Origin of the sequence: Pseudoalteromonas simplex, from assembly GCF_015278155.1 — a bacterium.
Taxonomy (GTDB): domain Bacteria; phylum Pseudomonadota; class Gammaproteobacteria; order Enterobacterales; family Alteromonadaceae; genus Pseudoalteromonas; species Pseudoalteromonas simplex.
Genome location: NZ_JADILN010000005.1, coordinates 24,680 through 48,695 on the forward strand (window position 1 = coordinate 24,680; position 24,016 = coordinate 48,695).

The 24,016-nt window shown below is 41.5% G+C and carries 21 protein-coding genes and 2 tRNA genes; 4 read left to right on the plus strand and 19 right to left on the minus strand.

Annotation, left to right across the window (positions count from 1 at the left end; genetic code table 11):
* The first annotated feature begins 111 nt into the window (after positions 1 to 111).
* Positions 112 to 188 (plus strand) — tRNA-Val (locus IRQ78_RS11560).
* A gap of 110 nt (positions 189 to 298) precedes the next feature.
* Positions 299 to 375: transfer RNA gene (locus IRQ78_RS11565), tRNA-Val, on the plus strand.
* Between the two features lie 381 nt (positions 376 to 756).
* On the opposite strand, the gene IRQ78_RS11570 is transcribed toward IRQ78_RS11565, so the two are convergent.
* Both IRQ78_RS11570 and IRQ78_RS11575 read right to left on the minus strand, forming a co-directional pair.
* Entirely contained in the window at positions 757 to 1,071 is a 315-nt protein-coding gene (locus tag IRQ78_RS11570; RefSeq protein WP_054554730.1) for a DMT family transporter, read from the minus strand.
* Positions 1,072 to 1,263: 192 nt separating this feature from the next.
* Positions 1,264 to 3,210, minus strand: a complete 1,947-nt coding sequence (locus tag IRQ78_RS11575) for a glycoside hydrolase family 97 protein (protein WP_194442270.1) — start codon at positions 3,208 to 3,210, stop codon at positions 1,264 to 1,266.
* Between the two features lie 194 nt (positions 3,211 to 3,404).
* Between IRQ78_RS11575 and IRQ78_RS11580 the strand changes: the two genes are divergently transcribed.
* Positions 3,405 to 4,313 (plus strand): substrate-binding periplasmic protein, encoded by a 909-nt coding sequence (locus IRQ78_RS11580; RefSeq protein ID WP_194442272.1) that lies wholly within the window; start codon positions 3,405 to 3,407, stop codon positions 4,311 to 4,313.
* Positions 4,314 to 4,353: 40 nt separating this feature from the next.
* Here the strand turns inward: IRQ78_RS11580 and prpF are convergent, their stop codons facing one another.
* The 5 genes from prpF to IRQ78_RS11605 all read right to left on the minus strand — a co-directional run bounded on the left by prpF (position 4,354) and on the right by IRQ78_RS11605 (position 11,049).
* A complete protein-coding gene (gene prpF, locus IRQ78_RS11585; RefSeq protein ID WP_194442274.1) occupies positions 4,354 to 5,523 on the minus strand; it encodes a 2-methylaconitate cis-trans isomerase PrpF in 1,170 nt (389 codons plus the stop codon).
* A 3-nt stretch (positions 5,524 to 5,526) separates the two neighbouring features.
* Positions 5,527 to 8,118 carry a Fe/S-dependent 2-methylisocitrate dehydratase AcnD gene (gene acnD / locus IRQ78_RS11590; RefSeq protein WP_194442276.1) on the minus strand — a complete coding sequence of 864 codons (2,592 nt, stop codon included), beginning with the start codon at positions 8,116 to 8,118 and terminating at the stop codon, positions 5,527 to 5,529.
* 117 nt (positions 8,119 to 8,235) lie between these two features.
* Positions 8,236 to 9,360, minus strand: a complete 1,125-nt coding sequence (gene prpC / locus IRQ78_RS11595; RefSeq protein ID WP_194442278.1) for a bifunctional 2-methylcitrate synthase/citrate synthase — start codon at positions 9,358 to 9,360, stop codon at positions 8,236 to 8,238.
* A gap of 24 nt (positions 9,361 to 9,384) precedes the next feature.
* Complete coding sequence (gene prpB / locus IRQ78_RS11600) at positions 9,385 to 10,260, minus strand: methylisocitrate lyase (protein WP_054554724.1); 876 nt, start codon at positions 10,258 to 10,260, stop codon at positions 9,385 to 9,387.
* Positions 10,261 to 10,344: 84 nt separating this feature from the next.
* Positions 10,345 to 11,049, minus strand: coding sequence for a GntR family transcriptional regulator (locus IRQ78_RS11605; protein WP_054554723.1), 705 nt, complete (start codon positions 11,047 to 11,049; stop codon positions 10,345 to 10,347).
* Positions 11,050 to 11,329: 280 nt separating this feature from the next.
* Between IRQ78_RS11605 and rsmF the strand changes: the two genes are divergently transcribed.
* Positions 11,330 to 12,769: a 16S rRNA (cytosine(1407)-C(5))-methyltransferase RsmF gene (gene rsmF / locus IRQ78_RS11610; protein ID WP_194442280.1), complete on the plus strand. Its 1,440-nt coding sequence runs from the start codon at positions 11,330 to 11,332 to the stop codon at positions 12,767 to 12,769.
* 257 nt (positions 12,770 to 13,026) lie between these two features.
* Here rsmF and IRQ78_RS11615 read toward each other — a convergent pair whose 3' ends face one another.
* The 12 genes from IRQ78_RS11615 to plsX all read right to left on the minus strand — a co-directional run bounded on the left by IRQ78_RS11615 (position 13,027) and on the right by plsX (position 24,009).
* The gene (locus tag IRQ78_RS11615) at positions 13,027 to 14,883 is read right to left on the minus strand and encodes an alkaline phosphatase D family protein (RefSeq protein WP_407681620.1); all 1,857 of its coding nucleotides are present in this window, start codon (positions 14,881 to 14,883) and stop codon (positions 13,027 to 13,029) included.
* Positions 14,883 to 15,662, minus strand: coding sequence for a TatD family hydrolase (locus IRQ78_RS11620; protein WP_194442282.1), 780 nt, complete (start codon positions 15,660 to 15,662; stop codon positions 14,883 to 14,885). The genes IRQ78_RS11615 and IRQ78_RS11620 overlap by 1 nt, the downstream gene beginning before the upstream one ends.
* Positions 15,663 to 15,675: 13 nt before the next feature.
* Positions 15,676 to 16,002, minus strand: coding sequence for a PilZ domain-containing protein (locus IRQ78_RS11625; protein WP_054554720.1), 327 nt, complete (start codon positions 16,000 to 16,002; stop codon positions 15,676 to 15,678).
* Between the two features lie 8 nt (positions 16,003 to 16,010).
* Complete coding sequence (locus tag IRQ78_RS11630; RefSeq protein WP_194442284.1) at positions 16,011 to 16,904, minus strand: DNA polymerase III subunit; 894 nt, start codon at positions 16,902 to 16,904, stop codon at positions 16,011 to 16,013.
* A gap of 1 nt (position 16,905) precedes the next feature.
* Positions 16,906 to 17,532, minus strand: a complete 627-nt coding sequence (tmk, locus tag IRQ78_RS11635; protein WP_194442286.1) for a dTMP kinase — start codon at positions 17,530 to 17,532, stop codon at positions 16,906 to 16,908.
* An 18-nt stretch (positions 17,533 to 17,550) separates the two neighbouring features.
* On the minus strand, positions 17,551 to 18,528 hold the full coding sequence (gene mltG, locus IRQ78_RS11640) for an endolytic transglycosylase MltG (RefSeq protein WP_166339272.1): 978 nt from the start codon (positions 18,526 to 18,528) through the stop codon (positions 17,551 to 17,553).
* Positions 18,525 to 19,337, minus strand: a complete 813-nt coding sequence (pabC, locus tag IRQ78_RS11645; RefSeq protein WP_166339274.1) for an aminodeoxychorismate lyase — start codon at positions 19,335 to 19,337, stop codon at positions 18,525 to 18,527. The genes mltG and pabC overlap by 4 nt, the downstream gene beginning before the upstream one ends.
* A 57-nt stretch (positions 19,338 to 19,394) precedes the next feature.
* Entirely contained in the window at positions 19,395 to 20,633 is a 1,239-nt protein-coding gene (gene fabF, locus IRQ78_RS11650; protein WP_054554715.1) for a beta-ketoacyl-ACP synthase II, read from the minus strand.
* 117 nt (positions 20,634 to 20,750) lie between these two features.
* Positions 20,751 to 20,987: an acyl carrier protein gene (gene acpP / locus IRQ78_RS11655; RefSeq protein WP_016707440.1), complete on the minus strand. Its 237-nt coding sequence runs from the start codon at positions 20,985 to 20,987 to the stop codon at positions 20,751 to 20,753.
* Between the two features lie 238 nt (positions 20,988 to 21,225).
* Entirely contained in the window at positions 21,226 to 21,972 is a 747-nt protein-coding gene (gene fabG / locus IRQ78_RS11660; protein WP_054554714.1) for a 3-oxoacyl-ACP reductase FabG, read from the minus strand.
* 11 nt (positions 21,973 to 21,983) lie between these two features.
* Complete coding sequence (fabD, locus tag IRQ78_RS11665; protein ID WP_194442287.1) at positions 21,984 to 22,910, minus strand: ACP S-malonyltransferase; 927 nt, start codon at positions 22,908 to 22,910, stop codon at positions 21,984 to 21,986.
* A gap of 70 nt (positions 22,911 to 22,980) precedes the next feature.
* A complete protein-coding gene (gene plsX, locus IRQ78_RS11670; RefSeq protein WP_054554712.1) occupies positions 22,981 to 24,009 on the minus strand; it encodes a phosphate acyltransferase PlsX in 1,029 nt (342 codons plus the stop codon).
* Between the last annotated feature and the right edge of the window lie 7 nt (positions 24,010 to 24,016).

The following is a 24,016-nucleotide window of genomic DNA, read 5'->3' on the forward strand; positions in this document are numbered from 1 at the left end:
AAAAACCAGCACTTAGCACAAAAATAGCTAAAGCTGCTTGATTCACACAACCAGTCGCTATATATTAGCCTCCGTTGTTTAGCCACGCTAACAAATGTTTTAAATCAAAATACAACCGTAGCTCAGTTGGTTAGAGCACTACCTTGACATGGTAGGGGTCGGTGGTTCGAATCCACTCGGTTGTACCATGATTTAGGTATAACCAAAGGAAAGAGCACTACCACTCTTAATGGCCCGGTCCAAAGGTCGGTGGTTCGAATCCACTCGGTTGTACCAATCTTGATTTTAACATCTCAGTACGACCGTAGCTCAGTTGGTTAGAGCGCTACCTTGACATGGTAGAGGTCGGTGGTTCGAATCCACTCGGTCGTACCAATTATATCTTTATTGCTTCTTAGTAATTCCTACAACTTCTATTAATAAATATACTAATTTAAAAAGTTTCACTCAGTTGGTTAGAGCACTACCGCTCTCTATGACCCACGCCAAAATCGGTGGTTCGAATCCACTCGGTCGTACCAATTCTTAATGTTCCAAATTTAAAATATTTGTAGCTCAGTTGGTTAGAGCACTACCGCTCTCTATGACCCAAGCCAAAATCGGTGGTTCGAATCCACTCGGTCGTACCAATTCTTAATGTTCCAAATTTAAAACATCTCTAGCTCAGTTGGTTAGCGCACTACCGCTACAGTCGATTCCACTCAGTTTCACACTCTGAATTAACGATGTGAAACTGAGCAGATTAACTAAACAAAATTAATTAGCTAATTTCAAGCCAATAATGCCAAGGGCGATCAGTAGTAAGCTGGCTATTTTTAATAGACTCACACCTTCAGCTAATAGTGTCATGCCTATTATTGCTGAGCCAATAACGCCGATACCAACCCAAACCGCATACGCCAAACTAAGTGGTAATGATTTGAGTGCCACACTTAAGCAATAAAAGCTGGCAGCCATGGTTAAGATTGTAAAGAATGAAATGAGGGGTTTTGTAAAACCGTCTGATTGTTTTAAGCCATAAGCCCAAGCGACTTCAAGTAAGCCAGCAGCAATAAGTAGGATCCAGTTCATGGTCGACCTCTATGGGGTCGTCCCCGAATTTAGATTACAACTTTAAGGTCGTCCTTAAAGCGGTGTAGAACATCACCACACATGGCGCAATTTAGCACGCCCAAATTACCAAGGCAACTATAGCCATAAAAAAGCGAGCAATCTGCTCGCTTTTTTATACTTGGCTTTTATTCGTCGCCTATAAACTCACAGTTAGCGACCAATAATCAGTGCGCCACCTTGAGCTAATAAGTTTAAGGTTAACTTGCCACTGTTACTTACTGTGACTTGCATAGTACCAGCGCTGCCATCTTTTTTATCAAACAACAGGGTGATTTTTTTACCCGCTAACATAGGTAAATCAATATCTACTGTTTTGGCTTTATTTTCACCATTCACGGCTGCTACCCACCATGTTTGTTGATGACGCCTTGCGATCGTTGCATCTTGACCCGGCTGACCTGCAATATAGCGTGTTTCATCCCATACCGTTGGCATCGCCTTTAAAGTATCAATAACAAATTGGGGTTGCTCTGCAAGGTTATTTGGCGTCAGGCCAAAATGTTGCACTGGTGATTGATAAAGCACACCTGTTGCCAGTTCAAATGCATCTGTGGTTTTACGAATAGTGCCGACGGTTTGATCTTGCGATAAACGTTTGTTTAAAAACACTGGGGCAAAATCCATAGCGCCAATAGCATTACGAGTGAATGGTAAAATAGTCGCGTTATAGGCATGTAAATCTAACGAATTTTGATGAAAAACAAGGTTCTCCGATGCCAGTACCGCTTCAGAAGTGACGAAGTTAGGATACATTCTTTCCCAGCCACGCGGGATGGTGCTGCCATGAAAGGTGATCACTAAACCATACTGATTTGCATCTGTAAGAATATCTTCATACAGTTTAATGGTTTCTTGTTTATCACCACCAAAAAAGTCTACTTTCAGCCCTTTTACACCAATGCTTTGCAGCCACGCCATTTCATTTCGACGTGCAGGTGCACTGTTCATTCTATTTTGTGGGGTCTGTGGTGCATCATTCCACCAGCCATTTGAGTTGTACCACAAAATAACATCAACGCCCTTTCCATTGGCGTACTTAACCAATTCAGCCATTCTCTCGCGGCCAATGTTTTTATCCCACCAATTGTCGATTAATACATATTCAAAATTTAATGATGCAGCTAAGTCAATAAATTTGATTTGATCATCGTAGTTGATACTTGGGTCTTGCCAAACAATCCAGCTCCATGTTGATCGACCCATTTTATAATTTTGACTTGCTTGATAAAGTGGTTTAACCAAATCAAATGCCACGGTTGATTCAACAATTGGTTTTAAACTTGTTCCTAACGTGATGGTACGCCAAGGTGTGGTTGCTGGCATTGCCATAGCGGCATAAGTTGCACCAATGCCATTGTTTTCACCGGCCTGAGGAAATGAAATACGATATACACCGTCTTTCGTGCCTTCGCTTAATTTTGAGCCAACATAATGGCTATCAACACCGGTTTCTGAAATTAAAAGCCAACCTTTATCGCTATTTTTAAATAATGCAGGAAAGGTATAACCCACGCCATTCGCTGACGGTGTTCCAAGGGCTTCGTTAAAGGTGTAAGGCTCTTCGTAACTTGGTTTTGTTTGCATCCAGCCCGTTTCAGGTAAGGCTTGTGGGCTTATAAATGTAGTTGCATTATCTGGTAGATTAAAAGCACTGTATTCAGCTAACACCTTGATACGGGTATCTGTTTCAGCTCCCGATATCTGATAACGAAATGCAACATCGCTATCAGACACATTAAACTCGACGCCAAGTATTCTGCCGTCTTGGTTTTCAAATTGCGCTTTGAGTGTATTCGCTGTGTAATTTACGTCACTCACCTTCGCATTATGCAATTTATAGCTTTTATTGACCGAAGCGGTTGTATGGCTTTTATATTTGAGGATTTGTGAAAAATCACCTAGGTTGGTATTTAAACCAAGCTCTGATTGCTGCAAAAAAACCTGATTGCCATAATTTACGCTATAAACAAGCTGGTTTTGTTGTTTTTCGAGTTTTACAGTTATTTGTCCATCAGGGCTTGTAACGCTAAGCGGTAATTGTGCGTGAGCAAGCATAGAGCTTGTGAGAAGTGATATATAGAGACTTAGTTTTATCATTGTTGTTATCCTTAAGTTGCAAAAGCATTAAGTGATATCATAATACAAATGCAAGCTTTTTGTCACTCAAGTCTACTACTATAAGCTGTGACCGAAAAATGTACTCCATCCGTTAGATATTGTTACAGTTCCTAGGTTGTATATTTACGACAAAAGGCTAAGCTTTAGATAAATAACAAAAACTTAAACAATTTATGAAACTATTAACAGTGCTCTTTTTATTCGCTTCATATCAAGCCCTTGCGGGTCTAACACCTGTTAGTTTTGAAAAAAATGGTGAAATCGTCACTGAAGAAGCGGTGCGTTTCAACGGCGGATACGGTTATAACCTAAGTGCCAAACATGTTTTAAAGCTCGTCACTTTAGATTGGCCTCCTTATATTGACGAAAACTTGTGTAACAAGGGCTGGCTCTATCAATTTACTGTCAGCTCACTTCTTGAAAAAGGTTATGGCATACACATTGGTTTCTACCCATGGGCGCGTGCCGTAAGAGAAGCTGAATTAGGTCGCGCTGATATTCTTTTTCCTGAGTACTTCATTGAAGATGATGTTGTATCAGATAATTTTCTTAGTAAAACTCGCAACAATTTACTTGCTTTAAGTCATGAAATACCTGGTGGAGATCTATCATTCGTGGCGTTAAAAGGAAATCAAATCCCTTTCAATGGTGATTTAAAATCAGTTGAGAATTTACCTATTGGTGTAGTCCGCTCTTATAAAAATACCAAAAAACTCGATGCTATGATTGATAATAAAGAAATCGATACAATCGTCGCAAATAATGAATACCAGTTAATCCATCTTTTACTAAGTAATCGAGTAAGTCTGATTGTGGCGGACCTTGAAGTTCTTAAAGCCAGTGTTTATAAGTCTGAATTATCAATTAGCGGCAAACGACAAATTTTAGAATCACTGGTCGCGCTAGAACCAAAGCTTGAATACAAACCGCTTTATTATTCTATTAGTAAATCAACGCCGCACTGGCAAAAAGTTTTACAAGATTTAAATGATGAAATTGAACTGATGCAACAAAGCGGCAAGTTTGATGAATATATTGAAGGAATGAAACAACAGTGCTACGGATCAGACAAAGCGGCGTAACCGCCGCTTTATTTTGATAATATCAGTACGCGATTGAGTACTACTCGGGCACTCTAACCCAACCTTCCATCAACACACGCGCACTTCGGCTCATACTTGCTTTAGTGACTTGCCAATTGCCATCAACAAGTGTTGCAGCAGCGCCGACTTTTAAAGTGCCAGAAGGATGACCAAAGTTTACCTCTTGTCGCTCACCACCGCCTGCCGCAAGATTTACTAAAGTTCCAGGTATGGCAGCTGCAGTACCTATTGCTACCGCAGCCGTGCCCATCATAGCATGGTGCAATTTACCCATCGACATAGCACGTACCACTAAATCAATATCGGTTTCATTTACAACTTTACCGCTTGATGCGTGATACGTTTTAGCAGGTGCTACCCAAGCCACTTTTGGCGTATGTTGGCGTGCCTTTGCTTCATCAATATGAGAAATTAGCCCCATTTTCAACGCCCCGTAGGCTCGAATTGTTTCTAATTTTTCAAGTGCCGATGCATCACCGTTAATGGCTTCTTGCAGCTCTGTGCCATCATAGCCAACTTCACTGGCGTTAATGAAAACTGTAGGAATACCCGCATTGATCATCGTTGCAGACAACATACCAATACCCGGCACTTCTAGCTCATCGACTAAGTTACCTGTTGGGAATAAGGCCCCTTCGCCATCTGCAGGGTCCATAAATTCAAGTTTTACTTCAGCGGCTGGAAAGGTCACGCCATCAAGCTCAAAATCACCGGTTTCTTGCACTTCGCCGTTAGTAATTGGCACATGTACTATAATGGTTTTACTAATATTGACTTGCCAAACTTTAACTTCGACAACGCCGTTGTCTGGAATTTTGCTGGCATCAACAAGGCCGTTCGACACAGCAAAGGCTCCGACTGCAGAAGTTAAATTTCCGCAGTTACCACTCCAATCAACAAACGCTTTATCGATAGCTACTTGACCAAATAGATAATCAACATCGTGATCAGGTTTCGCGCTTTTTGATAATATTACCGTCTTACTGGTACTTGAGGTTGCACCGCCCATACCATCAGTTTGTTTTTGGTAAGGATCGGGGCTACCAATCACACGTAACAACAGGTTATCGCGCGCCTCACCTGCCACTTGGGCAGGCTCAGGTAAGTCAGTTAAGTTAAAGAAAACCCCTTTACTGGTGCCGCCACGCATATAGGTCGCTGGCACCTTAATTTGTGGTTTAAACGCCATCGCTTAGTGCTCCTCAGATTCTAAAAAATCTTGCGCGAAACGTTGCAGTACACCACCCGCTGAATAAATTGACACTTCTTCAGCGGTATCTAAACGACACGTCATTGGTACTTCAACGATTTCACCATTGGCACGGGTAATCACTAATGTCAGTGTTGCACCTGGTGTTGGCTCACCTTTGACACTAAAACTCTCACTACCATCAATACCTAGCGTAGTTCGCGTAGTACCTGCTTTAAACTCAAGCGGTAATACACCCATACCAATTAAGTTAGTGCGGTGAATACGCTCAAAGCCTTCTGCTGCAATCACTTGAACACCAGCTAGGCGAACACCTTTTGCAGCCCAGTCACGTGACGAACCTTGACCATAATCAGCACCAGCTACAATGATAAGCGGTTGTTTGCGCTCCATGTAGGTTTCGATAGCTTCCCACATACGCGTCACTTTGCCTTCTGGTTCAATGCGAGCATATGAACCTTGCTTCACTTCACCATTTTCTTTAACCATTTCATTCAATAACTTAGGGTTAGCGAATGTAGCACGCTGTGCTGTTAAATGGTCACCTCGGTGAGTAGCATAGGAGTTAAAATCTTCTTCTGGGAGACCCATTTTAGCCAAGTATTCACCAGCAGCACTTGACGCTAAAATCGCATTCGAAGGTGATAAGTGGTCAGTAGTGATGTTGTCGCCCAACACAGCTAATGCACGCATATCACTCAGAGAGCGTTCACCCGCTAATGCGCCTTCCCAATAAGGAGGACGACGAATATAGGTACTTTGTGGACGCCATTGGTAAAGTGGATCGTTGTCTTCACCGTAATCTACACTTAAGTCAAACATTGGCTCGTAAACCTTTTTAAATTGTTCAGGTTTAACACTTTGTTTGATCACTGCATCAATTTCTTCATCTGATGGCCATAAATCCATAAGGCGAATTTCGTTACCTTGTTGATCATGGCCTAATACATCTTTTTCGATATCAAAACGAATAGTACCGGCGATAGCATAAGCAACAACCAGCGGCGGTGAAGCTAAGAATGCTTGTTTAGCATAAGGGTGAATACGGCCATCGAAGTTACGGTTACCCGAAAGTACAGCGGTTGCGTATAAGTCGCGGTCAATCACTTCTTGCTGAATTTTTGGATCAAGCGCACCACTCATGCCATTACAGGTTGTACATGCAAAGGCAACGATACCAAAACCTAGTTGTTCAAGCTCAGGTAATAAATTTGCTTCTTCTAAGTAAGACTTAACCGCTTTAGAACCCGGTGCCAGTGATGTTTTAACCCATGGCTTACGAGTTAACCCTTTAGCGTTAGCATTACGCGCAAGTAAACCTGCGGCAATAACATTGCGTGGATTACTAGTATTCGTACAACTTGTGATTGCAGCAATGATACAGGCACCATCTGGCATTAAGCCTTCTTCATTCTCAACAACGCCAGTGATACCCGCTTTATCAAGTTCGCTTGTTGCAACACGGCGATGTGGATTTGAAGGGCCCGCAATATTGCGACCAACTGATGATAAATCAAAGGTTAACACACGCTCATATTCTGCCGTTTTAAGGCTATCACTCCAAAGGCCAGTTTCTTTTGCGTAAGTTTCGACGAGTTGAACTTGCTCTTCTTCACGGCCTGTTAAACGTAGATAATCAAGCGTGTTGTCATCAATGTAAAACATCGCAGCTGTTGCGCCAAACTCCGGCGTCATATTAGAAATAGTTGCTCTATCGCCTAATGTAAGTGCATCGGCACCTTCGCCATAAAACTCAAGGTAGGTCGATACAACTCTTTCATTACGTAAAAATTCGGTGATCGCTAATACGATATCGGTTGCAGTAATACCCGGTTGTGGCTTGCCTTTGAGCTCAACACCCACAATATCAGGTAAACGCATGTAAGATGCACGGCCAAGCATCACGCTTTCAGCTTCAAGACCACCTACACCGACTGCAATAACACCTAATGCATCGACCATAGGTGTGTGGCTATCTGTACCAACTAATGTATCTGGGAATGCCACGCCGTCACGTTTTTGGATCACAGGCGACATTTTCTCTAAATTGATTTGATGCATTATGCCGTTACCCGGCGGAATCACATCAATATTTTTAAATGCTGTTTTCGTCCAATTAATAAAGTGGAATCGGTCATCGTTACGACGGTCTTCAATAGCACGATTTTTTTCAAATGCGTCAGGTTCAAAACCTGCGTGTTCAACCGCTAATGAGTGGTCAACAATTAACTGAGTTGGTACCACGGGGTTTACTTTTGCAGGATCGCCGCCTTTTGCAGCAATGGCATCACGTAGGCCTGCTAAATCAACTAACGCTGTTTGACCTAAGATATCGTGACACACAACGCGCGCAGGAAACCATGGAAAATCTAAATCACGCTTGCGGTCAATCAATTGCGACAATGCATCATTTAGCATTTCAGGGTCACAACGACGAACTAAGTTTTCGGCAAGTACTCTTGATGTGTAAGGAAGTGTGGCATAGCTGCCTGGTTTAATTGCATCAACAGCAGCGCGCGTATCAAAGTAATCGACGCCGGTGCCTGCTAATGGTTTTCTAAAATTTGTATTCATGATGATTCTACTTGTACTTGGTGACGGTGAACAATGGTGGGCTGATTGTTTTTGTATTTATTTCGCCCCTTCATAAAGGGGCAGCTAAGCTACCCCTATCACTGATTTAATTAACGATTAACGCTCAGAAATTGGCGTATAGCTACGCGCTTCTGGGCCCGTATAATCTGCACTTGGGCGAATAATACGGTTATTAGCACGTTGCTCTTTCACGTGTGCTGTCCAACCTGTAACACGGCTCATCACGAAAATTGGCGTAAATAACTTAGTTGGGATACCCATGAAGTGATACGCAGATGCATGGAAGAAATCAGCATTACAGAATAATTTCTTTTCACGCCACATAACTTCTTCACATCGAACAGATACAGGATATAGAACATCGTCACCCACTTCTGCAGCCAGCTTTTCTGACCATTTTTTGATGATCACGTTACGTGGATCTGATTCACGGTAAATAGCGTGACCAAAGCCCATGATCTTGTCTTTACGCTCAAGCATGCCCATCAGCGCATCTTCAGCTTGGTCTGCACTTGTAAAGCCTTCAATCATATCCATAGCCGCTTCGTTCGCACCACCATGCAGTGGACCACGTAAGCTACCAATTGCACCCGTTACACAAGAGTGAATATCAGACAATGTTGATGCACACACACGCGCAGTGAATGTTGATGCATTAAACTCATGCTCTGCATAAAGAATTAAAGACACATTCATTACTTGCTCAAACAGTGCTGATGGTGCTTCGTCATGTAATAAACGTAAGAAGTGTGCACCTACCGAATCATCATCTGTTTCAGTTTCAATACGAACGCCGTCATGGCTAAAACGATACCAGTAACAAATAATGCTTGGGAATACGGCAACCATGCGGTCAATCGCATCATTCGCCTGTGAGAAGTCTTGCTCCATTTCTAGGTTACCTAGCATTGAACAACCCGTACGCATTACATCCATTGGGTGCGCGTCTTTAGGAATGTTCTCAAGCACAGTTTTTAGTGCGTCAGGTAAACCACGAAGTGATTTTAGCTTTGCTTTATATTCAGTCAGCTCAGACTCTGTTGGTAATTCACCGCGCGACAGTAAAAAAGACACTTCTTCAAACTGCGCTTTATCTGCTAATTCACTAATATCATAACCACAATAAGTTAAACCTGAACCTGACTTACCTACTGTACACAGAGCTGTTTCACCTGCTACTTGACCACGTAAACCTGCGCCGCCTAATGCTTTATCTACCATGAGTGTTCTCCTTATATGTTGTCGTTATGATTTTTTAGCTGAGAAAAGGTTATCGAGTGTGTTTTCATATGAGTGATAATCTAAAAACTCATATAATTCCGCACGTGTTTGCATATTGTCTACTTGGCTTTGTTGCGAGCCTTCGCTAAGAATAGACGAATACACATTAAGTGCTGCTTTGTTCATCGCTCTAAATGCACTGAGTGGATAAAGTACAATTTCAACACCCACTTCACTTAATTGCTCAGTTGTATAAAGCGGTGTTTGACCAAATTCGGTGATGTTCGCAAGAATTGGCACATTTAACGCTTTAGCAAACGCTTGGTAATCTGCTAAATCATGTACCGCTTCTGCAAAGATAGCGTCTGCACCAGCTTCAACACACGCTGCTGCGCGGTCAATCGCGGCATTTAAGCCTTCTTTTTGGAATGCATCAGTACGCGCCATAATATAAAAATCACTGTCTGTTTTGGCATCAACCGCAGCTTTAATACGGTCAACCATTTCATCTTTAGACACGATCTCTTTATTAGGACGGTGACCACAACGTTTTTGTGCTACTTGGTCTTCAATATGGAAGCCCGCTGCGCCTGCTTTGGTCATTTCTTTAACGGTACGAGCAATATTAAAAGCACCGCCCCAACCTGTGTCAGCATCAACAAGAAGCGGTAAGTCGGTAGCGCTGGTGATTCGACGAATATCTTCAAGTACGTTATCAAGGCTAGTCATACCTAAATCTGGCATGCCGTATGATGCGTTAGCAACACCCGCACCTGAGAGGTAAAGTGCTTGGTGGCCTGTTTTTTCTGCCATCATTGCGCAGTACGCGTTGACAGTGCCAACCACTTGCAATGGCTTGTTGTTGGCGATTGCCTGTTTGAATTTTAATCCTGCTGACATTGGATAACTCCTATCTTTGAACGGTTTCAGCTCTTTGGCTAACTCTATTTTTTAAATCTAAATTGTGACTGTTTAACTACGGCGCTACTGATTTTTTGCTGCGAGTAAGTCAAACTTCGTCTGAATATTTGCCTGAGACGCACTAATATGGCGTTTCATAAGCATTTCGGCTAATTCACCGTCATGGTTTTCAATGGCATTAATAATAGCCAAGTGTTCATCAAACGCTTTTGATACACGTGGCCCAACCATCCCCATTTGTACACGGTACATACGAATTAACTGGTACAACTCATTACATAACAGATGAATTAAGTGTGCGTTTTTCGACCCTTTAATAATGCGATAATGAAAATCAAGGTCGCCCGCTTCTTGGTAGTATGATTCACCTTCTTTTACACGCTGTGTTTGTAAGTGCTGATTCAATAACTGTTTTAAACCCTGTACTTCTTCAGGTTCCATGTTGTCGGCAGCTAACCGACAAGCCAGCCCTTCTAAGGCACTACGAACCTGATAGACTTCGATTAAACGCTCGGCGGTTAGCGCAACAACACGACAACCGACATTCGCTTTACGCTCTACCAAATAACAGCTCTCTAAACGATTTAGTGCCTCACGTAAGGTGGCACGGCTTACACCATAGCGTTTAGCAAGTTCTGGCTCAGAAATTTTGCTACCCTGCTCGATGGTGCCTTGGACAATTTCACGACGCATGTCGACAAACACTTGGTCTGAGGCTGTTGTTATCGTGATATCGTTGTAGTTATCGTTGGCTTTTTGCTCTGTCATAATAGGTCTATCAAAGTACTAAATTAAGATTGTCGACAATTTATGAGTTCACTATGCGCCCTAACATTGAAACTGTCAACCTTGAGATCTGAAAAACAGGCTAAAAAACCAGCAAAATGTCGACATAAATTGATATTTATCAAAAATAATGGCTATAAAGAACATTTATATTAGCAATATGTCGACACTTCAATATCGCTCTTAAAAAGCTAAAAATATCCCCTGATAGCGCTATAAATGGTATGATCCAGCTATTATTACGTGATGTGAGAGCCATTTAGTGGACGCTAATACATATATTCCTGACTCATTTATTGATGATGTAAAAAGCTACCTTCCTGAACATTTATCATTAGACGACTTTATTGCAGCCTGTCGCCGCCCACTAAGACGATCTGTTCGCGTAAATACATTAAAAATGTCAGTCGCTGAATTTCAGCGTCAATGTGCCAAAAAAGGATGGGAGTTAACAGCAATTCCATGGTGCGAAGAAGGGTTCTGGCTAACACGACCAAGCGACGAAGAAGCCGCCCTTGCAATCGGTAATACCGATTTACATTTAAGTGGTGCTATGTATGTGCAAGAAGCCAGCTCAATGTTACCGCCGGTAGCACTGAGAGCCGAAGTTAAGCAAAGCGACGCGGTACTTGATATGGCATCGGCACCAGGTTCAAAAACATCACAAATCGCCGCCATGATGGATAATAGTGGCGTGTTAGTGGCCAATGAGTTGTCATCGTCACGCTTAAAAGTATTGGCTGCAACCCTCAAACGTATGGGTGTGGGTAATTGTGCATTATCACATTTTGACGGTGTGATATTCGGGGATTACATGTATGAGTGCTTCGACAACATTTTGCTAGATGCCCCGTGTTCAGGTGAAGGCACGGTTCGTAAAGATTCAGACGCCCTAAAAAATTGGTCAATCGAATCTAATATTGATATTGCTGCTGTGCAAAAAGCCCTTATCAAAAGTGCCTTTTATGCCTTAAAACCAGGCGGCACATTAGTCTATTCGACCTGTACTTTAACACCCCTTGAAAACCAACAAGTGTGTGAGTATCTATTAGCAGAGTTCCCTGATTGCATCGAAGTACAACCGCTCGACAGCCTGTTTGATGGCGCAGACAAAGCGACAACCAGTGAAGGTTATTTACATGTTTGGCCGCAAACTTACGACAGTGAAGGTTTCTTCATCGCTAAATTTAAGAAAGTAGCATCAAGCGATAACCCAAATCAAAAAGTTAAAAAAGGCGCATTTCCGTTTGCTGAATTTGATAAAAAGCAAAGCCAAGCGTTTATGCAAACAATTAAAAAACAGTTCGGTCTAAAATCACTTCAAGGCACCTTAATGCAACGTGATAAAGAGCTTTGGTTGTTTCCTGATGGCTTTGATGAACTGCATGATAAAATTAAATACTCACGTTTAGGTATTCAACTTGGTGTGATCCACAAAGGCGGTGTTCGCTTAACTCACGAGTTTGCCACTGTCTTTGGCCAAGATTGCGATAAAAATACCTTTGAGATGTCTGCTTGCCAAGCAAACGATTACTTTAACGGTAAAGATATTAGGCTCGAAAAACCAACGCAAGATAATGGTGAAGTAGTTTTAATGTTATGTGGTTGTCCGGTAGGCCTAGGTAAGTGGCAAAAGAATAAAATTAAGAACTCATTACCTCGTGATTTGGTCCAAAATGCCCAGTTGATAACTTGGGTATAAGTTGCGCATAAAGACTGTATAAATAAGGCGCTAATTTAGGTAAAAAGCTGTAACAGACTGATTTTAAACCAGTATAAAATTTGTACATTTACCGTGCAATTTCCTGTTGATTAACTACACTTAAAAGTACTTTCTACTTCTCCCTACTGAATTTAGAAGGTGTTTTTTTATAGTTAGCGCAGGCTCACACGAGCCACCCCCTAAGCCCAGAACAATGCGGATTCGTTCTGGGCGTTTTTTTATTCTAATGTATTCGATTAATTATCGTTTAAATCGAATTCAGTTATTTGGTTATCAGCGTGAATAAGTTCATATTTAGCAAGTAAACCGTCATTGAGCTCAATTAAGCTGATAGCCGCATTACTGACCAAATACTTTTGTCCTTCGCCTTTGGTTTGATGTTTATCAACTTCCATTTGCCAACGTTTAGTGAAAAAGTTAAGTGGGCTTTTCGGGGCATATAAAATTGAGTCGAGTTTATCGAGTACATTAATAAGTTTGCGTGGGAACTCATTTTTAATACCACTGGCAGTCAACTGCCAAATTCGGTTTTTATGTTTACCAAAGCGCTTTTGCACTGAAAAACAAAATGAATAATGGACATCACCAGAGAGGATCAAGGTTTCTTTTGGCGTATCTTCACGGCGAAAAGTATCTAGCAGTTTTTTAGCAGAACCTTCATGGGCCATCCAGTTTTCAACATCAACCAACAATGGCTGCCCGCAAAAATTAAAAATAGCTTGGATTGCTTCAATCGATTTAACACCAAACACCGGTGCTGGAGATACAATAATCACTTTATCGTGAGACAATAAGCTTTCTTCTAATTCAGTGAGCCTTTCCCAATCAAGTAAGCCTGATGGTTCATTGAAATTTTGCTCATTACGCCAGCGATGGGTTCGGGTATCGAGAACCACAACTTTGGGGATGGTATTAAGCTCGTAATGCCAATGGTTAAAATTGAGTATTAGCTTATCAAAGTCTTTAAAATGCCAGCTCTGTTGTTGCAGGCTTTGTTTAAAACTGGGTAATAAAGACAAAGTGTTATCACCGGCATCATTACCAATCCCTTGCATTAACCAATAACTAATCAGGCCATTATTTACAATACGACGGCTAGCTGGGTGCTGATAAATAGCTTGCTCCCACCCTGCTGTTAAGTTCCAATCATCGGTGACATCATGATCATCAAACATCATTAGTGTCGACACATTGGCGAATAATCTTTCAACACTGTGAAGGCCATTTGCAAAGCCAACCAGTGCGTCCTTTTCAAGTTTAAATAGGTTAGCGTATTTAGGGGCTAATGCTGGGCATTCAATTGATTCAAACTCAATTAGCTGCCAAGTAACAGCACTGAAGTTTAATAAATATAGCGCTATAAATTCTTGAAAATGAATTAAATGGTTTTCAGCTTTTAAGCTTGAGAAGTGTGGCTCATCTTTTTTAAGCCAATAACCAACACCAAATTTGCTCCGTTTTTGCCAAGGTACTTTGGGTAAGTGTAAATGGCGCTGATAAAGTTGCTGCTCGAACCCTGCTGGTAAATCTAAATCAAGCGCTGGCTCTTGAAATACACCAAATAGACTAATCACTTTTTCAATCGAGAGCAGCATAGGCCCTGCGACATCATCCGCATATATTTGATCGCCAGATAACAATAATAGATCAGCACCTGCATTAAGTGACTGGCGCTGATCATTTTGCCAATTATCTGCAGCTACAAGGCTATCTTTTGCAGGATGATGAGGGTTACGACACGAACCATGCAGAATTCTATCGAGTCGATTTGGGATCACAAATGCAGGAGATTCTGCACGTTCATAGCAATAAGACGATAAATCAAGGCTTTTTTCTTCATCATGTAATGAATAGTAGATCAGTGAGTCAACTGCAAACTGGCCATTGACAGGCATGACATTGATGAAATTTAAGTAAAGATGTTGCCCTAATTGGATGGACTCTAAGTTCGAGTATATTTCAACTCCGCTAAACTCAATTCGGTAATGGCAAGGCCTAGTTGTAACAAATTGAAAGCACACTCGCCCTGCATCTGCTCGGCGTACCATTGGCCCCATTACTAACTGAGGTAAGTTCGATACGCCGTCCACTATTACGCCCTTTTAGCTTGATTAAACAACGAGTAAAAGTTGTTGGTTGTTGCTTCAGCTAATTCGTTAAAAGTAAGCCCTTTTAACTCAGCGATGTAGTAAGCCACATCTTCAACATAGGCTGGTTGATTTGTTTTACCACGATATGGAACAGGCGCTAAATACGGTGAATCTGTTTCGATTAGTAAGCGATCTAGCGGAATTTGCTTTACAACGTCTTTTAACTCTACGGCATTTTTAAACGTAACAATGCCCGAAATCGAAATATAAAAGCCCATATCAATGGCTTTTTTGGCCATATCCCAGTTTTCTGTAAAGCAATGCAATACACCACCACACTTCTCGGCATTGTGAGCGCGCATTAAGTTGATGGTGTCTTCTCTGGCATCTCGTGTATGAATGATTAGCGGTTTATTGAGCTCATTAGCAACCTCGATATGACCAACAAAGCTTTCTTGCTGAACAATATGGGTCTCTTTTGAGTAATAGTAATCAAGACCCGTTTCGCCAATTGCCACCACTTTGTCGTGGCTTGCAAGTGAAATAAGCTTTTGCTTATCGAGTGCGTCTTTTTGATCAAGTGGATGCACACCGCATGATGCAGAAACATCTGGATAGTGTTTAATTTTATCCAGCATACTTGGGAATTGATCTAAAGTTACGCTTACACATAAAAAGTGTTCTACTTTCTTAGCGCGAGCGTTTTCAAGTACTTGGTCTAAATTAAGGTCGAGTTTATCGAAATCAAGCCTGTCTAAATGACAATGAGAATCTACAATCATGGTACTACTTTTATTACATGGTATAGGTCGGATTGCCTGAGTTTAACATAGTACCGAGTAGTTTTTCGATTTTCGCATTTAAATTGGTTTTATCATCGATAAAATTAACACCGATACCTGGTGGGTTTGAGCTTTGTGCACCTTGTGGTGTGATCCAAGCAACTTTACCCGTTACTACATCATCTTCGAGTGCATCTGGTAATGTGACTTTTAAAGCCAATGAATGACCCATTTCAAAGCGCATATTAGTGCGAACAAACAAACCACCATTTTTTAGATAAGGCATGTAACAGCGGTATAATTCTTCTAAGTCTTCGATATCTACTAATAATTCTTGCACGATATATCCTAATTTTGACTTTCACGTAAAGTAAACGCTAATTGTGAAATGGCTAGATCCATATTTAAGCCAAGCACATGCGAGCTGTTATAAAGAAACTCTGAAATAGCAGATTGTGCTTTTTGATAATTGAAAAAGTCCATTCCTAATACTAATTGCGTTTTAAGATGCTCTGTTAAAAACAAGGCAAATACATTAACCAAGCTATGATCTTTATTAAGGATGTCGACTAACGCACTGAAATTATGGCTGTCTTTTAGCTTAGTTGCAAATTTAAAGAGTGAATCAATAGCTTCAAGTTGGTTATCATTTTGCCACTGCTGAACAAGCAGTGGCTGTCTAGCGAACAACTCTAACCATGAATAATTAGCAATGTTCAGTGATGCTAACCATTGTGTTGTATATTCTGGGTTAACCTTTATTTCGTGTACCGCACAGCGACTTAAAATTGTTGCAGGTAATAATGCTGTTTGTTCGCACGTTAACAATAAATAACGGCGCAAACTTGGCTCTTCAAGGGTTTTTAATAAAGCATTAGCCGCTGCAGTGGTCATTTTATGACACTGTTCAAGCACCACTACTTTGTTACCATTTTGCGCTGCTGAATGGTTGATAAAATCACTGATCTCCCGAATTTCATCAACGCCTATTGTTTGGCCTTCTACTTTTACAACACGTTTATCAGGATGAGTACCCGCTTGATTTAGTTGGCAGCTTTTACAATTGCCACAGGCTTTTAAGTTTACAGGTGACGTACAAAGTAGTCCATCAGCGAGCGAATCGACTAAACGTTGCTTGCCAACACCTTTATCACCATTAAATAGCTGTGCATGATGAAAGCGTTGCTGTGCAAAACTTTGCGCAAGTTGCTGATAAAGCCCTTCAAGCCATGGCAAAGGCATATTAATTTAAACCTGCAAAAAAGTTATCAAGCACGGTTGTGATTGCCGCATGTACTTCTGGCATTGTTTTGTTTGCATCCACTGTTTTGATACTGCTATCAGTTTTAGCTATTTCAAGGTAGCGTTCGCGAGTGCGCTCAAAAAAGCCTAATGCTTCTTGTTCGATCCGATCAAGTTCACCACGGCCTTTTGCACGGGCAAGACCCACAGCTGGGTCAATGTCTAAATAAATAGTTAAATCAGGCTTTAAACCATTTAGCACCATATTAGCTAAAAAAGAGAGTTTAGTTTGTTCAATACCACGACCACCACCTTGATATGCTTGTGAGGAAAGATCATGGCGATCACCTAAAACCCAAGTGCCCTTTTCAAGTGCCGGATTAATAACATTAGCAACCAATTGCGAACGTGCTGCATACATAATTAACAGCTCTGTTTCACCGGTCACTGTTTCTTGGTGAGCCTGTTTGACGATATTACGCAGCTCTTCAGCCATAGCTGTACCGCCAGGCTCACGTACATTAATAAAATCGACTTGCTTGTTTTCTAAATAAGCTTGGCATACGGCAATAGCCGTTGATTTTCCGGCCCCTTCTAGGCCTTCAATCACAATAAATTTCGCTGTCATATGACTCAATTCTGGTTGTTAGTTTAATTGGTACTGCTTTACCGCTCGATTATGTTCTTGCAATGTTTTCGAAAATTGATGGCTGCCATCCCCTTTCGCAACAAAATACACATATTCTGACTCAGGTGGATTAACCGCGGCCAAAATCGCTGCTTTCGAAGGCATGGCTATGGGTGTTGGCGGCAAGCCTTTTATCTTATACGTGTTATACGGTGTATAGGTTGTTAAATCTTTTCGTTTTATATCGCCATCAAAATCAGCACCAATACCATAAATAACCGTTGGATCGGTTTGTAAGCGCATATTGGTTTTTAAACGATTGGTAAATACCGCAGAAATTAATGGTCGCTCAGAAGCAAGACCCGTTTCTTTTTCGATGATAGAAGCCAGTATTAACGCTTCATACGGTGAACTTAATACTAAATCTGGCGCTCTAGTTTGCCATGCGGTGTCTAATTCCTGCTGCATTTTGTTGTATGCGCGTTTTAATAAGCCGCTGGCACTATCTTCGCTGTGGTAGTGATAGGTATCAGGGAACAACCAGCCTTCTAAATTCTCTTGCGTGTTACTTATCTGCGTCGCTAAATTTTCTGTATCTAAGTCTTGGCTTAAATGCGCTTGTTTTTGAATATTAGCAACAACGTCACGAAGTGGCTGACCTTCAATAATTGTGAAGCTAAAGCTCGCTTGTGCACCTTGATTGATACGACGAATATTATCAATAACGGCGCTGGTATCCAGCTCATAAAGACCCGCTTTTAAATCAGTAAGCGTAGGATCTAATTTAGCGAGTACCTGAAATTTAAAACAACTATCAACCCACTGCTTTGTTTGCCATGCTTGGCAAAGTTGATTAAAGCCGGTGCCACGCTCCACTTTAAATAAAGTACTATTTTCAACTTTTAACGGCATTTTTAATGCTGATTGAAGTTGTTGATAGCCAATACCACAACATAGCAATGCTAATAACAGCACGCTAACAATGACTTTTATCACACACTCTCCTTGGCAAACTGCGCCGTTAATAGCGCTTTACTGCATTCAATATCAAACTGTGTATCAGCAATTCGTGCAACGGGCACCACGCCCATTAAACTGTTACACATAAATACGGCATCCATAGCTAAAAGCTCATCTAGTTGGATTGCTTTAAATTCAATGGCTAACTTATCACATAAAGCGCTGAGATAAACCCCAGTGATGCCGCAGCGGTCTAACTTAGGTGATATAACTTGACCGTCTTTAATAGCAAAAATATTTGCAGCAGAGCACTCAATCACATTGTTATCATAGTCAAGTACAACAACGTCATCACATTCAAGGCTGCTCATTTGCTTTTTGATAAGCACTTGCTCTAAACGGTTCAATGTTTTTAAGCCTGCAAGTAAAGGTTGATGTGCAAGTTTCACGTCACTGATTTCAAGGTTTGCCCCCTGCTGCTGCCAACTTTTATAGTGTGAAACTGCAGGCATGGTACTGATCAGCACTTGGATACTTGGTGTGTCTGGTAAGCCATAACCACGCCCACCTGCACCACGGGTGACAACTATTTTTAAAATACCGGTTTGTGTATCACTGATTGCGTGGTTAACTTCACGCTCAATTGCAGATAAATCTAATTCGGGGAAAAATAGTCTTTGCGCGCATTCATCTAAACGCGCTTTGTGTAAATCCCAGTGCTCAACGACAGAATTCATCACAGAGGCTGTGGTAAAAAAGCCATCACCATAATTTAAGCCACGATCTTGCGTGCTTATTGTGGTGTCTGGTGTGACTATTTTTATTGTTTGTTTTAATTTATTCATACAAAAAAGCCCAGTTAAACAACTGGGCTCTTCTTTTTAGTCCGTTGTTAAAAAGAATTATACCTTTTTAAACAGCAACGAGCCATTAGTACCACCAAAACCAAATGAATTACATAGTGCGTAATCCAATTTAGCGTCACGTGCAGTGTGCGGTACGTAGTCTAAATCACAGCCTTCATCTGGGTTATCAAGGTTGATTGTAGGGCTTACTTTCTGGTCAACAAGTGACAAGATAGTAATAATTGACTCTACCGAGCCTGCTGCACCTAACAAGTGACCCATCATTGATTTAGATGAACTTACCATCACATCTTTCGCTGCATCGCCAAAAATAGTTTTAACAGCGGATGTTTCGGCTTTATCGCCTGCATTCGTCGATGTACCGTGAGCATTAATGTAACCAACTTGGTCTGCATTAACTTGTGCATCGTTTAGGGCATTTTCCATCGCTAGAGCTGCGCCTGCACCGTCTTCAGGTGGAGATGTCATGTGATATGCATCGCCACTCATACCAAAACCAACGAGTTCAGCGTAGATCTTCGCGCCACGTGCTTTAGCATGCTCATATTCTTCAAGTACGATAACACCAGCACCATCAGCAAGAACAAAACCATCACGGTCTTTATCCCAAGGACGAGATGCTGCTTGTGGATCGTCGTTACGAGTTGATAATGCACGTGCCGCATTAAAGCCACCCATACCAATTGGTGTCGATGCTTTTTCAGCACCACCGGCTACCATTGCATCTGCATCGCCGTATGCAATCATACGCGCAGCATGACCAATGTTATGTAGACCTGTAGTACAGGCTGTAACGATTGAAATGTTAGGGCCACGTAAACCGTGCATAATCGATAAATGACCAGAGATCATATTGATAATGGTCGAAGGCACGTAGAACGGAGAAAGCTTACGCGGGCCGCTATTTAATAGTTTAATGTGGTTTTCTTCAATTAAAGTTAAACCACCGATGCCAGAACCCACTGCTACACCAACACGAGTGGCGTTTTCTTCAGTGATCTCTAGACCAGAATCTTGTAGTGCTTGTACACCCGCTGCAATGCCATATTGGATAAACAAATCCATTTTCTTTGCATCTTTCGGTGACATGTAAGCTGATGCATCAAAGTCATTCAGCAAACCTGCGAATTTGGTGCCGAAACTTGAGGTATCGAAATGCGTGATAGTTTGAATACCACTTTTACCGTTTAACAAACCTTGCCAAGTAGATTCAACATCATTACCTAGCGGTGTCAACATTCCTAAGCCAGTTACGACGACTCGACGTTTAGCCACGGGTTGCCTCCAATAAGGAAATTATTTTAGGTGGGGTGTATACCAAATTTATTAGTATCATTCTATAGATAGACTAAGGGCAGCTTAATGCTGCCCTTAAAATCAAAATGCGTAAAATTACTCAGCGTGAGCTGTAACGTAATCGATTGCAGCTTGAACTGTAGTGATCTTTTCAGCTTCTTCGTCTGGGATCTCAGTGTCGAACTCTTCTTCAAGAGCCATTACTAGTTCTACAGTGTCAAGTGAATCAGCACCTAAGTCGTCAACGAAAGAAGCTTCATGTTTTACTTCTTCTTCTTTAACACCTAGTTGCTCAATGATAATTTTCTTTACGCGTTCTTGGATGTCGCTCATTCTTCTTTCCTTTATTAAAAACGCCAATGCGTTATTTTCAGATTGCGGCGTAGTTTACGCCGCATAATTCTGTGATTCAAGGATTTGCTGATAATTACTTATCTGGTCAAACCTCTCGAATAGTATTTGTTCATTTATCGCTTATTTTCATAGCGAATTCAAGTATGTTTAAAGCAAGATCACAAAAATTTCAACAATTTTCGATAATCTTTCGCTAGCAAATTTTTGCTAACTTTCATTAAACCATGTACATCGCGCCATTTACGTGCAATGTTTCGCCTGATACATACGCAGCAGCGTCAGATGCTAAATAGCATACCGCAGCAGCGATTTCTTCAGGTTGACCTAAACGCCCTGCAGGTACATTTGCAAGCGTAGCTGCTTTTTGGTCTTCAGTCAGCTCGTCTGTCATATCTGTTTGGATAAAACCCGGTGCAACAACGTTCACTGTGATGCCACGTGATGCCACTTCGCGTGCTAATGACTTAGTAAAACCAATTACACCCGCTTTCGCTGCAGCATAGTTAGCTTGACCCGCATTACCCATAGTGCCAACTACAGAACCGATATTAATGATACGACCATTTTTCTTTTTCATCATAGGGCGTAAAACAGCCTTTGATAAACGGAAAATTGAGCTTAGGTTAGTATCGATGATGTCATCCCACTCACCGTCTTTCATACGCATTAATAAGTTATCGCGAGTAATACCCGCATTGTTAACTAATACGTCGATATCGCCTAAATCAGCCTTGATCGCAGCAAGTGTCGCCTCAATCGATTCAGGATCTGTAACGTTAAGGGCATAACCTTTACCGTTGTCACCTAGATATTCACTGATTTTAGCAGCACCTGATTCGCTTGTTGCAGTACCCGCTACTTTTGCACCTTGTGCAACTAGCGTATTTGCAATCGCTTTACCAATACCACGGCTTGCACCAGTGATTAGGACAACCTTGCCCTCAAGAGAAAATAAATTTGTCATTCTATTCCTACTTATTTCGCTTCATCAATAGCAGCTTGCGTATTAACCGCAGCACATACCATTGCTTTATCAATTCGTTTAGCAAGGCCCGTTAATACTTTACCTGGGCCAAACTCATAGCTTTGTGTGATACCTTGCGCAACTAATGCTTGTACAGTTTCAGTCCAGCGTACTGGGCTGTATAGTTGGCGTACTAATGCATCTTTAATTGCTTCACTTGATTGCTCAGCTTTTACATCAACGTTGTTGATTACATCACACTTAGGTGTATTAAATGTTAAAGTGGCTAAATCAGCAGCTAATTTCTCTGCAGCTGGTTTCATTAGTTCACAGTGAGAAGGTACGCTTACTGCAAGTGGTAAAGCACGTTTAGCACCTGCTTCTTTACATGCTTCTGATGCACGCTCAACTGCCGCTTTATGGCCGGCAATAACAACCTGACCTGGTGAGTTGTAGTTCACTGGTGAAACCACTTCACCATTTGCTGATGCTTCACACGCTGCTTTGATTTCGTCGTCACCTAAGCCGATGATTGCAGCCATAGAACCAACACCCGCAGGTACTGCTTCTTGCATATATAAACCACGATTTTCTACTAGTTTAACTGCTTCGCTTAAGCTTACAACGCCAGCACAAACTAATGCTGAATACTCGCCTAAACTGTGACCAGCCATAACAACATCGGCATCAGGGTTTGCGTCTAACCATTGACGGTAAATAGCAACACTAGCTGTAAGAAGTGCTGGTTGTGTACGATGGGTTTGATTTAATTCTTCTTCTGGACCATTTAGTACAAGTGCAGCTAGATCATAGCCAAGAGCTTCAGATGCTTCAGCGAATGTTGCTTTAGCAATTTGAGAATCAGCTAATAGTTCAGATAACATGCCCACAGTTTGTGAGCCTTGACCTGGAAATACGAGTGCAATTTTATGTGCCATACTTTGCTCTTATAATTAAACAAAAAAATATTCTGTAGCAGGCAGCATAACAAGTTTTAGATATGCTGCACTACTTTGTTGTTGGATGTGTTTGCTCAAAAATCGCAGCGATTTTTTCAGGGAGTTGGCGTTCGACTTCCCGCGCGGCTTCATCAATAGCAGCATGAAACGCCTTTGGTGAGGCATTGCCATGGCTTTTAACAACAATACCGCGCAATCCTACCAGACTTGCGCCGTTATACTGGTCGGGGTTCACCCGCTTGTAGAGTTTTTTTATCACTGGACGCAATAAAAACGCTAAACTTTTGTATAAGAAATGTTTGTGTAAGGCTTTGGTGAGTTTATGCATGATCAGTTTAGCAATACCTTCACAGGTTTTTAATGCCACATTACCAACAAATCCTTCGCACACAATAACATCGGCTTTTCCGCTGAAAATATCGCTACCTTCACTGTAACCTGTGTAGTTGAGATATTCACACTGCTGCATTAACTGTGCAGCTTGTTTTATTCCTTCATGCCCTTTGATGTCTTCAGAGCCAATATTCAATAAACTAACTCTTGGGTTATCACACCCAAGTGCCTGCCCTGCTACCACAGAACCCATAATGCCAAATTGATAAAGGGTTTGTGCATCACAATGCACATTAGCGCCTAAATCAAGTAAATAAACAGGATTTTTACGTTCGGTTGGAACAGCAGAGATTAATGCAGGACGTTTTACGCCTGGAAGCATCTTTAATACATAATGCGCCATAAAAAATAACGCGCCTGTATTACCAGAGCTTACACACGCTTGCGCTTCACCCGATTTAACTAAATCGAGGGCAACTCGCATTGATGAATCTTTTTTAGAACGAACCGCTGAAGCAGGTTCACACGCATTTGTGACGACTTCGCTACAATGGCGAATAATTAAACGAGGGTGTGAAACAGAATCGAGTGCTTCGAGTTCTTTTAGAATAACTTGCTGATTACCACATAAGATGAGTCTTAAGTTGGTATTAGCATTTACCGCTTGCACAGCAGCGGGGATAGATGAACGGGGGCCGTAATCGCCCCCCATCATATCTAACGCTATGGTTAGATTGGTCAGCATATAGCAA